Genomic DNA, 13569 nt, shown 5'->3' with positions numbered 1-13569 from the left:
ATCTTTCAGTTAGCACACCTTATGGTAAGCTGCCGTCTATCTTGGCATCTCGGAGGCACGGGAAATGCGCTATGTTCAGCTTCGGGCCTTTCACCAGGTGGCAATCTCAGGTGGCTTTTCGCGGGCTGCCGAAGCGCTGTTCCTGACCCAGCCGGCGATATCCGACCAGGTCCGCAAGCTTGAGGAAGAGTATGATGTGCTGCTGTTCAACCGCAACAAAAAGCAGGTGACGCTGACCCATTCGGGCCAGAAGCTGCTCGAAATAACCCACCGCATGTTCGACACCGAGCAGCAGGCGCTCGAGTTGCTGACGGAGTCGCGCGCGTTGCGCTCCGGCACGCTGCGCATCGTCGCCGATGCGGCGCATCATCTGTTGCACATCCTGGGCAGCTTCCGGGCCCGCTATCCGGGCGTCCAGGTTTCGGTGCGCGCCGGCAACACCGAGACGGTGATCAGCAGCCTCTACAGCTACGACGCCGACATCGGCGTGCTGGGCGAGGTGCCGACCGGGCGCGATTTCGAGGTCTTGAAACTCAACTCGACGCCGATCATCGCCTTCGCCTCCGTCGACCATCCGCTGGCCGCGAGCAAATCGCTGACCCTCAAGCAGCTCGCGCAGGAATCACTGGTCATGCGCGAGCGCGGGTCGAAGACGCGTCAGAAGCTCGAAGACCTCGCAGCCGCTTCAAAGATTGAACTGAGGCCCGTGATCGAGGCCGAAGGCCGCGAAGCCGTCCGCGAGATCGTCGCCTCGGGCGCTGGCATCGGCTTCGTCTCGGCGGCTGAATTCGGCCAGGATTCGCGGCTCGTCCCGATCGCCATCGACGCGCCTGAGACGCTGATGGATGAGGCGCTGATCTGCTTGCGAGAACGCAGCGGCGGCAAACTCGTGCGCGCCTTTCTCGACATGGCGCGCTCGATGTCGGTGGATTAAGCTGCGACCCTTATCTCCACCACATCGGCCTTCACCCGCTCCGATTTCGGATCGTAGGGGCTGCGCAAATGCGGTGTCGCGGCATGGCGATCACCAGCGAGGTCGATCTCGAACCGGCCGCCGGTGAGAAACGCTGCGTCGACGCCGGTCTCGTTCTCGATCAAGCCGAGCGCCACTGAACGGCCAAGCGTGTGGCCGTATGCCGCCGAGCGGACCTCGCCGACCGGTTTGCCGTCGCGCAGGATCAGTTCACCGCCCCAAAGCATTGGTTCGGCATCATCGAGCGTGAACAGCACGATGCGCCTAACCGGTGCCGCTGACGGCTTTACCTCGACCAGCGCTTCGTGGCCGATGAAGCCATCAGGCTTGTCCATCGCGACAGCGAAGCCAAGTCCGGCCTGCCAGGGGTTGATATCAGGCGTCAATTCACGACCCCAGGCGCGAAAACCCTTTTCGATGCGCAAGGCATCGAGCGCGTAGTAACCGGCATCGGTCAAGCCGAATTCGTGACCGGCCTCATGCAGCGCCTCATAGACGCCGACGGCGAATTCGGTCGGCACGATCAGTTCCCAGCCGAGTTCCCCGACATAGGTCATTCGATTGGCATAAGCGGTGGCGTAGCCGATATCGATCTCGCGGATGGTGGCGAAAGGGAAGCCGGCGTTGGAAAGATCAGCCGAGGACAGTTTGCCCAGCACATCGCGCGATCGCGGCCCCATCAACGCCAGCACCGCGTAGGACGAGGTGACGTCGGTCAGGATGGCATGGGCGCCAGCGGGGGTGTTCTTCACGATCCAGTCGGCATCGTGCACCGCTTGTGCGGAACCGGTGATGATGAGGAATTTTTCCGCGCCCAGCCGCATCACGGTGAGATCGCTTTCGTAGCCGCCACGGGCATTGAGCACGCCTGTGTAAACGGACGCACCGACCGGTACGTCGACATTGCCGGCGCAGATGCGGTTGAGCACGGCGCAGGCATCGCGGCCCTGGACGAGAAGCTTGGCGAAGGAAGTCTGGTCGAAAATGGCGACGGCTTCACGCGTCGCCTTCATCTCGCGTCTGACCGCCCCATGCCAGTTCTGGCAGCCTAAGGCGTAGTCGTTCTCGGCTTTCTCTCCTGGAGCGGCAAACCAGTTGGCGCGCTCCCAGCCCATTTTGGAGCCGAAGCAGGCGCCCTTGGCGGCAAGCCGGTCATAGAGCGGCGAGCGGCGGAAGGGCCGTGCGGTGTCGAGTTCGCGGTTCGGCCAGGGCATGGCGTAGTGCAGGCCGAGCGTCTCCTTGACGCGGTCATGCAGCCAGCGCGGATTGTTGTTGAAGGAGGCGAAGCGCCTGATATCGACCGGCCACAAATCCATGGTCGGTGCGCTGTTGACGATCCATTCGGCCAGCGCCCTACCCGCGCCGCCGGCGCTGGCGATGCCCATCGAGTTGAAGCCGGCGCCGACATAGAAATTTTTCAGCTCCGGCGTCTCGCCGAGGAGAAAATTGTTGTCGGGCGTGAAGCTTTCCGGGCCGTTGTAGAATTTCTTCACCTCGGCCTGCGCCAATTGCGGCACGCGGACAAGCGCGTTTTCCATCAGTATCTCGAACTGGTCCCAATCGTCGGGCAGCAGCGCGAACTCGAAATTTTCCGGGATGCCGTTCATGCCCCACGGTTTGGCATGCGGCTCGAAGCCGCCCATCACCAGGCCGCCGACCTCTTCCTTGAAGTAGATGAAACCATCGGGGTCACGCATGACAGGCAGATCCGGATGCACGCCCTCGATCCTGCCGGTGACGATGTACATATGCTCGGCCGAATGCAGCGGCACCGATACGCCACACATCAACCCGACCTTGCGCGCCCATTGGCCGGCGCAGTTGACGACGATCTCTGCGGCGATGTCGCCACGGTCCGTCTCAACGCCGCAGGCAACGCCGTTTTTTACCGTGATCCCGGTGACCTTCACCCGCTCGAAAACTTTCGCACCGCCGTTGCGTGCGCCCTTGGCGAGCGACTGTGTCAAGTCCGTCGGATTGGCTTTGCCGTCTCCCGGCAGCCAGACGGCGCCGACCAGATCGTCCGTCGCCATCACCGGCCACAGATCGGCCGCCTCTTTCGGCGAAATAACATCGATCTCCACCCCTTGAGCGCGCGCCGAGGCGGCCGTACGCTTCAGCACTGTCATACGGTCTGATGTGCGCGCCACCGACAGCGAGCCGCAATTCTTCCAGCCGGTGGCAAGACCGGTCTCGGACTCCAGTTCACTGTAGAGCTGGGTGGAATATCGGATCAGGCTGGTCATGTTGGCATGGCTGCGCAACTGCCCGACAAGGCCGGCGGCATGCCAGGTGGTGCCGCCGCTGAGCTGGCCTTGCTCGAGCAACACCACATCGGTCCAGCCGAGCTTGGTGAGATGATAGGCGACCGAACAGCCGGTGATGCCGCCGCCGACAATGACGACGCGCGCTTGCGTGGGGAATTCGTTTGCCATGGGACATCCTGCCGTTTTGACACCGGCTGGATCATAGCAGGCGAATCCCAAATATCAACACAAAATGCCACAAAATATCACATCAAGATGCAACCATCAGTTCAGGTCCTTTGCGCACCACCGCTTCAGCGATATCAGCCTGCGGCTTCGCATCGACGATCAAGCCGGCGGCGCGCTGGAAATTCGGGATCCTGAGCGGCGTCAGTTTTGCGAACTTGCTGCTGTCGAGAACGAAGTAGGTTTTGGCTGCGAGCGCGATCATCCGTCCGCGCTGTTCGGCGCCGGCGCGGGTGAAATCGGTCACTTCGCCGTCGGGCGAGAGTGCGCCACCGCCGAGGAAGGCGATGTCGACGCGAAAGCGCGCCATTGCCTCGGGCATGTCGATGCTGGCGGCCGCTTCCTCGCCGGGATCGATTTCGCCACCCAGCATATGCACGCGCATGCCTGGAATGTGGCACAGGTGAAGCGCAATCGGCAGGCTGGCCGTACAGATGGTGAGATCGCGCAGGTCGCTCATGGCTTGCGCGACGGCCAGCGTCGTGGTGCCGGAATCGAGGAAAACCACCATGCCGTTGTGTATGAGCCCTGCGGCCGCCCTGCCGATCACGGCCTTGCCCCGGGCATTTTCTCGGCTGCGCAAGTTCATTGCCGGCTCACTCGGCTCGAAACGGGCGGCGCCGCCATGCACGATGCCGAGTTGTCCCTTATCCGACAGCAGCTTCAGGTCGCGGCGGATGGTTTCGCGCGAGACATCGAAGAACCCGGCAAGTTCGGCAATGCTAACGGAACCTTGGGCGCTGAGGCGCTTCAGGATCTCATCGTGTCGCCGCGTGGCGAGCACGCGCATCTGCTGACTGCTCTCGGGAGACACTGGACCCTCACGTGACCTTGATGTTGTAATATGTGGCAGTGGCCGAGAGCCGAGGCAACCGCCACCGAAATCTAAAACACAACTTCAACGCCGCCAAAGATTTCGTGACGCCATCTTAGGCTAGCTAAACCGTCCGCACTGAAACATCATCTGAAGGCGATTTTTCTCTACCGAGGACGTTGACGCCGCGTGGCCGCTGAAAATTTGATTTTTATTTTAAAGGGAAAATCGATCAGAAAATATAGTTGAGATTTCGCAAGGCAGTCGACTAAGGGAAAAGCCTTTTTCCCTCGACTATCGGGATCAATCGGACGATTTCAACCTCTCGCCACCCGGCGACATGCTCGCTCCCGTCTTGAAAAGTACCGTCATCGATGCACTTTGAGGTCCGGGGTTTGTGCTATTGCTCTTCGGCAAGGTGGAGAGAATCGTCTTCTCGGCGAAAATAGATGTCCTACAAAGTGTCGACGACGAGTTCGTTCAGGCCTTTGGTAGAGGCCTTTTTTTGGCTGATGCCATGGCTGTTTTCCCTTTTTTCAGTGCCTCACAAGAGGAGCGGACGAGAAACCAGGTTGCGGCAATGCTGTCCCATTGAGAGCATGCCAAATGGGCCTGTGGCCGGTATGCGCAGATGCGAAATCGCGCTTCGTCGAATTCCGACAGTGAAGCTTGGACAGATCGAGGTCGCCAACGATGTCCAGAGCACCATGCACAATGTCCAGATCTCCGGCGCCAAGCCGGCTACGCGAAGTCTATCCAGGACCGCTCTTTCGCCCGCTTTGAGGTCTCGTTGCCCGCGAGGTAGACTGCTCGCATGACCTTCAGGCTTGTCTTGCTTGGCACCTCGGCCAGCGTGCCCTCGGCCGAGCGCAATCACCCGGCGCTGCTCGTTGAAGCCGGCAGTCAGCGGGTGCTGGTCGATTGCGGGGAAGGCACCCAGCGTCAGCTTCTGCGCAGCGGCGCCGGATTCAGGCGACTTGATCGCCTGCTCCTCACGCACGCGCATCTCGATCACGTGCTCGGGATTCCAGGCTTGTTCTCGACGCTTCGGCTTCGGCATAGCGAGGACCTTGTAATCATTCATGGCAGCGCCGACACCCTCGACGTCGTCGTCCGCATGCTCGCTGGCCTTTGGGGTGAGGGACGCGCGCCGATCCCGCTGAAACTCGTGCCGCTTGTCCCCGGACGCGTGTTCGAGGTGGATGAGTTCACAGTCGACTGCTTTCAAGTTCGCCATCGCGACACCGACAGCTACGGCTTCATCTTCGAGACGCCGGCGCGCCGTCATCTCCGTCCGGACCGCTTGGCAGCTCTGGGCGTGCCAGACGGTCCGATCCGGAAGGACTTGGCCGAAGGCCGCCCAATTTCTCTCCCCGACGGCAGAATGATTGCTCCCGAAGCCGTCCTCGGACCACCCGAAGCCGGCAAGAAACTGGTCATTGTAGGCGACGTCGAAACCACCGATGGATTGGCCGACCAGGTGAGCGGCGCCGACGTGCTGGTCATCGAAGCCACATTCCTGGAACGAGATGCAACGATGGCGCGCGACTACGGACATCTGACAGCTGCGGAGGCAGCTTCGCTGGCAGCGACCAGTGAGGTAAAGCAGCTCGTTCTTACGCACATCTCCGGCCGCTATCGCGACGAAGAAATTCTGGCGGAAGCCGTCCGGACATTTACGAACAGCCTTATCGCAACGGATTTCACGACCCTCACCGTCTAGTGACAGAAGGTATGACGTTCAGAATTGGCATCATCTCGGATACGCACGGCTTGCTGAGGCCGGAGGCGGTGCGTTGCCTGGCCGGGGTCGACCACATCATTCATGGTGGAGACATCGGCCGCCCCGAGATCATCACAGCGCTTCGCGGTATCGCACCGGTTACCGCAATCAGAGGTAACATGGACACCGGTGGGTGGGCTGTGGAATACGCAGAAACCAAGCTCGTACGCCTCGCCGGGCGAGCAATCTACGTGCTTCATGATCTCAAGACGCTGCAGATCGATCCGGTTGTCCAGGGCATCGATTTGGTCGTGTCCGGTCACTCGCATGTGCCGAGGATGGAGACAGTGGATGGCGTGCTTTATTTGAATCCGGGCAGCGCTGGGCCACGACGGTTCAAGCTGCCTGTCACCCTTGCGACGGTCGACATTACTCGGGGCAGCATACAGCCCTCGATGCGGAGCTTGGTAAACGGCTGAACCAATTCAGCGCACACTTAATATACGTCCGCGCCTATATCCGACTGTCTCCTGGATTATCACAAGATGGCCAGGCGCGCCGCAACGCGGAGAGAAGCATTTTTCAGGACTGGTTAGCGGGAGTTCTCGCCGCGGACGGTGTTGGACTTCCGTCATTTCTGGCGAAACGCTGAGTGGAACGACACAACCAGCGGGCCTAAAATGTAGTCGAGTGCCGTGCGTTGGTCGGTAACGATCATGACTGACGCCGGCATGCCCGGATAAAGCGCGATCTGTGAGGCCGCGGCCAATTCCACTGGATCGACCGCTATGTCCGCGAGGTAATAGGGAAAGCCGGTTTTGGTGTCGGTAATGCGATCCGCCGAAATGCGGGTGACGCGTCCATGAATTGTGGGTATCGAACGCTGCTTGTATGATGTGAAGCGAACTTCGGCGGCCATGTTGGGCCGCAGGTTCGATATATCCTCGACGCGAACCTGTGCCTGGACGATCAGCGAGTTCTCGGTCGGCACGATGTCGAGGATGGTCTGGCCCGGCGCCACGATCGCACCGATCGAAAAGACGCTGAGATCCATCACTTGGCCATCATAGGGCGCGCGCACTTCGGCCCGGTCCATGGCAGCCCGGGCGGCGAACATCTTGGGTACGAGGTCGGAAAGATTCGATTGCGTATCGATCAGCATGGCCGACAGCTTGGTCCGACGCTCATTGGTCAATTGGGCGATCTGGCTCTCGAGTTCGGCTTTGCTCTGTTGGCTGCCGCCGATTGCGCCGAGGTTATCGTCGATCAGGCCTTGCAAATCCGAGGCGGACCTTTCCAGTTCCAGGATGCGTGGCCGGGTCGTCAATCCGGCCTTGAGCAGCTTCGACAGGCTGGCCTTCTCCTCGATCGTCGACTTGAGCTGAGCCTGGTAGGATTCGACCCGAGACTGCTTGCCCCGTATCTGCTCCTCGAGCTCAGCAATGCGACGCTCGAGTATCTGTTTGGCGCCGGCCATCGAGGCACGCTGGGTTTCCAGATCGGCGATCTGATTAGCCATTGCATCCTTGAGGTAGTCCTCGTGCTCTTTGAGAGTGTCCTCGGGGAAGGCAACAGCCTCGCTGCCGTCCAGTTCGGCCCTGATCCTGGCATCGGTCGCGCGCAACAGCGCATATTGCTGGGCATAGAGATTGAATTCGGACCGGGTCCTGGTGTCGTCCAGCTTCAGCATTATGTCGCCTTTCCTGACGACGTCGCCATCCTTTACGCGGATCTCCTTCACCGTCCCGCCGTCGAAATGCTGTACGCTCTTTCGATTGCCTTCCACCTTGACGATGGCGTCGGCGAGCACGGCGCCGTTCAGAGGGGCAAAAGCTGCCCAGCCGCCGAAAATTCCGAAAAAGGCCACTATGATCAGCAGACCGATATAGGCCGGCACCCGGATGGAATCCGGAGCCGGGATGCCGGCCTCGCCGGGCAGGCTATGGTAAGTGAGGGCGCTGTCGCTCATCGAACTCTCCGACCACAGTTCATTGGGTCGCCACCGCGATTGGAGCCGCGCGCTGGTTGAGCAGCGCCACGATCTCGTTTCTCATCCCGAAGGCATCGACGGCGCCATCGCGCAACAGCAGGATCTTGTCGACATTCGCCAAGGTCGAGGGCCGGTGCGAGACGATGATCACCGTGCTGCCGCGGCGTTTCAGCTCAATCGCGCAGTCGCTCAGCGCGCGGTCACCATCGGCGTCTAGATTGGAGCTCGGCTCATCGAGAATGATCAGTTTCGGCGTTCCGAACACCGCCCGGGCAAGAGCGATCCGTTGCCGGTATCCTCCCGACAGCACTGCGCCGCCTTCGCCGATCTGAGTCTCGTAACCCTGCGGCAGGCGGATGATCATCTCGTGCACGCCGGCGAGCCGCGCGGCATCGATCACCTCCTGGTCGACATTGGTCTTGAAGCGGCCGATGTTGGCCGCGATCGTATCGGAGAAGAGTTCGATATCCTGCGGCAGGTAGCCAATGTGATCACCGAGTGCGTCGTGCCCCCATTGCGACAGGTCGGCACCATCCAGCCTGACTGTGCCGCGGCTGGGTTGCATGACGCCGGCAAGGTGGCGCGCCAGGGTAGACTTGCCGGCGCCGGAAGGGCCAACGATTCCGAGCGCCTCGCCAGCCTCCAATCGAAACGACACGTCGCGCAGAAGCACTTTCTGCTGGCTTTGAATTGCAAAGCTTACCTGCTCGACGGAGATCGTGCCGCTGGGCTTGGGCAGGTTGAACGCTCGTTCGTTCCGAGCGCCCCCGTCGACCAGCTTCTCGACCCTTGCAAACGCTGCCCGAGCCAGGATCAGGCTGCGCCAGAGGCCGACGATCTGCTCGACAGGCTGCAACCCCCTGCCCAGGAGGAGACTGGCCGCGAACATGGTGCCGCCGGTAATCTGCCTTTCGATGACCAGATAGGCGCCGAGGCCGAGGATCAGCGATTGCATGGTGAGCCGCAGGAAGCGGATCAGGCCCGACATCAGGGCGGCACGGTCGCTTGCCTCCGCCTGGCGCCGCAGTGCCAGGTTGCGGTCGCGGCCCCAGCGGCGGATGAGACCGTCGATCATCCCCATGGCGCGAACGACTTCCGAGTTCCTGAGGCTCATTTCGGTGAAGTTATAGTTGTTCGTCGCCAGCTCGTTGGCCTGCTTTAGCGGCGAGCGCACGAGATACTCGTTGAGCACGGCCATGCCTATCAAGAGCAACGAGCAGCCCAATGCGAAGAAGCCGAGCCACGGATGCAGCAGGAAGATGATGCCGATATAGATGGGCGACCATGGCAGGTCGAACAGGGCGTGGATGCCGCTGCCGGTGATGACCTGCCTGAACGTATCGAAGTCGCGGATTGGCTGGCTAGGCGAGGAGCTGGGCGACGGAGTTTCGACGGACGCGGCGAGGATCTTTACCGAAAGCAGCCGGTCGAGCCGCGCGCTGGCGCGTGTCAGGATGGCGGCGCGCACAAGGTCGAGGCCGGCAAGAGCCAGAAAAGCGGCAAGCAACACCAGGGTGAGCATCACCAGCGTGGTCTCGCTGCCGCTGGTGACCACCCGGTCGTAGATCTGCAGCATGTAGAGCGGGGATGCGAGATAAAGCAGATTGATCGCCAGGCTGAACGCCGCCGCAAACAGGAAATAGCGGCGGCAGGCGCGAAGCGCTTCCCTCACCATCTTGGATTTGCTGTCGAGACCCAAAATATCTAGCGGAGAACCGCCCCCTGTCCAAAATGCATGCCCGGACCCGATACTACTCCTGATCCTTCAACGGGCCACCCGATCTGCACGTAAAGCTTCCGTAAACCTTAATTCGTAAGCTAAACGCTCTACCGGCGCAGAAACCGGGCGAGCCGCGCGTGATTGCGGCCTCGCTCTCTTTCCGTCACACGAACTCGCTCGTTCCCCCGGCTACGCCCGTCAGCGTGAACTCCGGATTGTAGGTGACGACGGTATGGCCTTCGCCATCATCGGCAAGCTTGAAGCTGTTTGCATCATAGGTGCCGAGCAAATGCAGCGTGGCATTGTGGGCGCCGTCGGAGACCGTCAACGTGCCGCCGCTGCCGTCCTGGCTGGCCTGATAGGCAACCGTCGTGCCGGTGCCGAACAAGACGTCGTTGAGGTCCAGCTTGTCGTCGTTGGTGATGCCGCCGATTCGTCCGCTGTAGTCAAAGGAGTCATCGAGCTCCAGCGTGCCCGCCGCGTTCTGCGCGAAGGTGACATCCGTCGACGACGCTGCGCCGAATTCCAGCTTCGACAGGTTGCCGATCGTGGCATCGCCGTCGCCGGTGACTTCACCGTGGATGACGATGTTGCCGCCATTGGCCGAGAGCATTCCGGAATTCGCGATCCCGCCGGCGACGATCAGGCCGCCCGAACCGGTCGCCTCCAGTGTGCCGGAATTGGCGACGACACTGCCGCCGGTATCAATGACGAGCGCGTTGGTGCCCGAAGCGATGATGGTGCCCCTGTTGTCGAGGCCGAGCATACCATCGCCCAACTGGCCGGCGCCCGAGATCGTGTTGTCAATATTGATCAGCGTGACGTCCGGACCGGTGCCGGAGATGACGTTGAAGGCACTGTCGGACAGGTCAATCTGTCCGCCGCCCTCAAGGGTCACGCCATGCTGGATGACTTGCAGCAGCGTTTCGTCGCCGGTCGAGTTCAGCGAGATGAGGCCGCTGTTGTTGACCGTGCCGCTCAGCGGCAGCAGAGCGCCGTCGCTGATCGTCATGGTGCCTGAATTGTTGACCACCGGTGTCTGGTCGAAGAGGAAATTGCTTGTAGTCAGCGCGCTCGAGTGGACGCCGTCCAACGTGATCGACTGTCCATCGCCGAGCGCTATCACCGCATTGCCATGGGCGTCATCGGCGATATGCGTCTGGAGGTCGGCGAAATCAGCCAATCCGTTATAGCCGATGAGATCGATCTGGTCGGCGGCCGCATCGAAATTGTGCACCGTGTCGGCGCCGATCGGTTGCGAGAAGACGAAGAGATCATTGCCGTGGGAGCCGGTGAGCACGTCGTCGCCCGACCAGGCGAAGATCGGCGAGCCCGGCGCGTAGGCCTCGACATTGTCGGCGATCAAAACATTGGCCATGCTGCCGTCGGCATTCGTCCAGTATTCAGTGATATTGAGTGTTAGAGCACCAGTGTAGCCGTCGGGCGAGATGATAGAGAGAGTGGCGATGTTGTTAGTCTGCACCGTCCAAGAACCGTCGCCGTTGTCAACGCCTTCGCTCAGGCTCCAACCCAGCGGAACGCCCGCAACTGTTACTGCAATGTCACCATGCACAGTTTCCGGATCTGTTAGAGCAAGATTAATAAGCTGCCCCGCAACCCCCGCAGGAGCCACTTTCTCATTCGTCGATGAGGTTTGAGCTGTTGCCCCAATATTACCGGAAATGTCGGTGTAGGAGGCCGCGACAATCAATCTTCCGAGATCTTTCCCACTCGGACTGCTGCCAGAATAATCGAGTTGAAGGGCCCAGTGGATGTTGTCCGCTGTTGTCAGGGATATGACCTTCACGGGGGTAGAGGCGGCGCTGAGTGTTACTGGAGATCCAGAACCGCCAGTTTGCCATTGAAGGTCGCTGGCATCGAAGTTGCTTACCGCTTCTGAGAACGTGATACTGACGTCCGTGTAGCCACTGGCATCCGGGTTAGGTGTTAAGAATACAATTGAACTTACTGTGGGTGTGGTGGTGTCGATGATAGCCGCGTAGCTGGCCGAGACGGCACTGGTGTTGCCGGCCACGTCAGTCTGCGTCGCCGTGAACTGATATGTGGTGCCGTTCACCAGAACGTTGCTATCAATTTTGCTCCAGTTGCCGCTGCCATCCGCCAACGCCGTGCCGATGGACACGCCGTTCTGGAACACCGTGACCGTGCTGTTGGCCTCCGCCGTTCCGTTGATCGTCAGTGAGGTGTCGTTGGTGATGTGGTCGCCCACTGTGCCGCTGTCGGTGGTAAAGCCCGTGATCACCGGTGCAGCGGCCGTGGTATCGATGATCGCCGCATAGGCAGAAGACAGACCGCTGGTGTTGGCCGCCGCGTCGGTTGCCGTCGCCGTGAACTGATAAGTGGTGCCGTTCACCAGAACGTTGCTATCAATTTTGCTCCAGTTGCCGCTGCCATCGGCCAACGCCGTGCCGATCGACACGCCGTTCTGGAACACCGTGACCGTGCTGTTGGCCTCCGCCGTTCCGTTGATCGTCAGTGAGGTGTCGTTGGTGATGTGGTCGCCCACTGTGCCGCTGTCGGTGGTAAAGCCGGTGATCACCGGTGCGGATGGCGCAGAGGTGTCGACCGCTTGCACGGACTGGGTGGCCGCCGTACTGGGATTGCCCGCTAGGTCGAACGCGGCTGACGCCGCCACATCGACCGTCATAGTGCCTGTAAAGCTCGCGCTCGGTGTCACCGCCAGCGTGTAAGTGTCGGCATCGATTACGGTGAACGTGCCCTTGGTGCCGTTTGCGAGCGTAATGTCGCTGGCATCAAAGCCGGTTACCGCCTCGCTGAACTGGAAGGTATAGACAACGTTGCCGCCCGCAATGTTGGCTGTCCCGGGCTCGTCGTCGGTAATCGTCACCGTCGGTGCGACGGTGTCCACCGTCATGCTTAGTTGCGCGGCTGCAGTGTTGTTGTTAGCCGCCGCATCGGTGAAGGTGCCGCCCGCCACGTTCACAGTGGCGGTTGTGGTGCTGCTGGCCGCCGGCGTGAAGTCGGCGGTGTAGCTGGTGCCGCTGCCGGCAAAGTTGCTCAGCGTGCCACCGGTCACGTTAACGTCGCCGCTGCCAAAGTTGATCGACGCTTCGCTCAAGGTGAAAGTCAGGTGCGCCACATCGCCGACTTTCAGGGCGCTGTCGTCCGTACCGATCAGAATGGTTGGCGCGGTTGCGTCGATGATCTGTGCCGTCGCCGTGCCGGTGCCGACCACCAGGTGTTCGAAGTTGCCGCCCGAGGTGTCGGTGATGGTCGCGGACAGGCTGGAGGCGTTGGGAGTTGCGATCACCAGTGTACCAACGGTCTGGCCGTCGGCGATGGTGATGTCGCCGTGGTCGGTGTGGACCGTGGTGACGCCCTGCGAGGCATTGCTCAAGGTCGCCGTGAAGGTGATGTTGGCATCGTGATCCGTTACATCCGACGTGCTCAGGTTGACCGTGGCGTCGGTGGCGGTGTCGGTGACGTTGGCCGTCGCCGTGCCGGTGCCGACCACCAGGTGTTCGAAGTTGCCGCCCGAGGTGGCGGTGATGGTGGCCGTCAGGTGCGAGGCGTCGTTGTAGACGTCCTCGCCATTGCCCGAGGCGATCGTCAGCGTGCCAACGGTCTGGCCGTCGGCGATGGTGATGATGCCCTGGTCGGTGGTGATCGTGGTGACGCCCTGCGAGGCATCCGACAGCGTCGCCGTGAACACGTAGTTGGCGACCGCCCCCTCGGCGACCGTCGAGGCGCTCAGGTTGACCGTGGCGTCGGTGGCGGTGTCGGTGACGTTGGCCGTCGCCGTGCCGGTGCCGACCACCAGGTGTTCGAAGTTGCCGCCCGAGGTGGCGGTGATGGTGGCCGTCAGGTGCGAGGCG

At 61.2% G+C, this 13569-nt stretch carries 8 protein-coding genes; 3 read left to right on the top strand and 5 right to left on the bottom strand.

Annotated elements, in window-relative coordinates; all coding sequences use genetic code 11:
• The first annotated feature begins 64 nt into the window (after positions 1-64).
• A complete protein-coding gene (locus O7A61_RS09610; protein WP_337129509.1) occupies positions 65-934 on the top strand; it encodes a LysR substrate-binding domain-containing protein in 870 nt (289 codons plus the stop codon).
• Here the strand turns inward: O7A61_RS09610 and O7A61_RS09605 are convergent.
• Complete coding sequence (locus tag O7A61_RS09605; RefSeq protein WP_337129508.1) at positions 931-3408, bottom strand: GcvT family protein; 2478 nt, start codon at positions 3406-3408, stop codon at positions 931-933. The genes O7A61_RS09610 and O7A61_RS09605 overlap by 4 nt on opposite strands.
• 82 nt (positions 3409-3490) lie before the next feature.
• The gene (locus O7A61_RS09600) at positions 3491-4255 is read right to left on the bottom strand and encodes a DeoR/GlpR family DNA-binding transcription regulator (RefSeq protein ID WP_337129507.1); all 765 of its coding nucleotides are present in this window, start codon (positions 4253-4255) and stop codon (positions 3491-3493) included.
• Between the two features lie 838 nt (positions 4256-5093).
• Between O7A61_RS09600 and O7A61_RS09595 the strand changes: the two genes are divergently transcribed.
• Entirely contained in the window at positions 5094-6002 is a 909-nt protein-coding gene (locus O7A61_RS09595; protein ID WP_337129506.1) for an MBL fold metallo-hydrolase, read from the top strand.
• A gap of 11 nt (positions 6003-6013) precedes the next feature.
• Entirely contained in the window at positions 6014-6481 is a 468-nt protein-coding gene (locus O7A61_RS09590) for a metallophosphoesterase family protein (RefSeq protein WP_337129505.1), read from the top strand.
• A 152-nt stretch (positions 6482-6633) separates the two neighbouring features.
• On the opposite strand, the gene O7A61_RS09585 is transcribed toward O7A61_RS09590, so the two are convergent.
• The 3 genes from O7A61_RS09585 to O7A61_RS09575 all read right to left on the bottom strand — a co-directional run.
• On the bottom strand, positions 6634-7971 hold the full coding sequence (locus tag O7A61_RS09585; protein WP_337129504.1) for an HlyD family type I secretion periplasmic adaptor subunit: 1338 nt from the start codon (positions 7969-7971) through the stop codon (positions 6634-6636).
• A gap of 19 nt (positions 7972-7990) precedes the next feature.
• Positions 7991-9667: a type I secretion system permease/ATPase gene (locus O7A61_RS09580; protein WP_337129502.1), complete on the bottom strand. Its 1677-nt coding sequence runs from the start codon at positions 9665-9667 to the stop codon at positions 7991-7993.
• Positions 9668-9875: 208 nt separating this feature from the next.
• A partial coding sequence (locus O7A61_RS09575) for a beta strand repeat-containing protein (RefSeq protein WP_337129501.1) occupies positions 9876-13569 on the bottom strand: 3694 nt, incomplete at its 5' end.

The sequence above is a fragment of the Mesorhizobium sp. Cs1321R2N1 genome, assembly GCF_037179725.1.
Classification (GTDB): domain Bacteria; phylum Pseudomonadota; class Alphaproteobacteria; order Rhizobiales; family Rhizobiaceae; genus Mesorhizobium; species Mesorhizobium salmacidum.
Note: the sequence above shows the minus strand (reverse complement) of the source record. Positions and strands in the feature narration are given on the sequence as shown.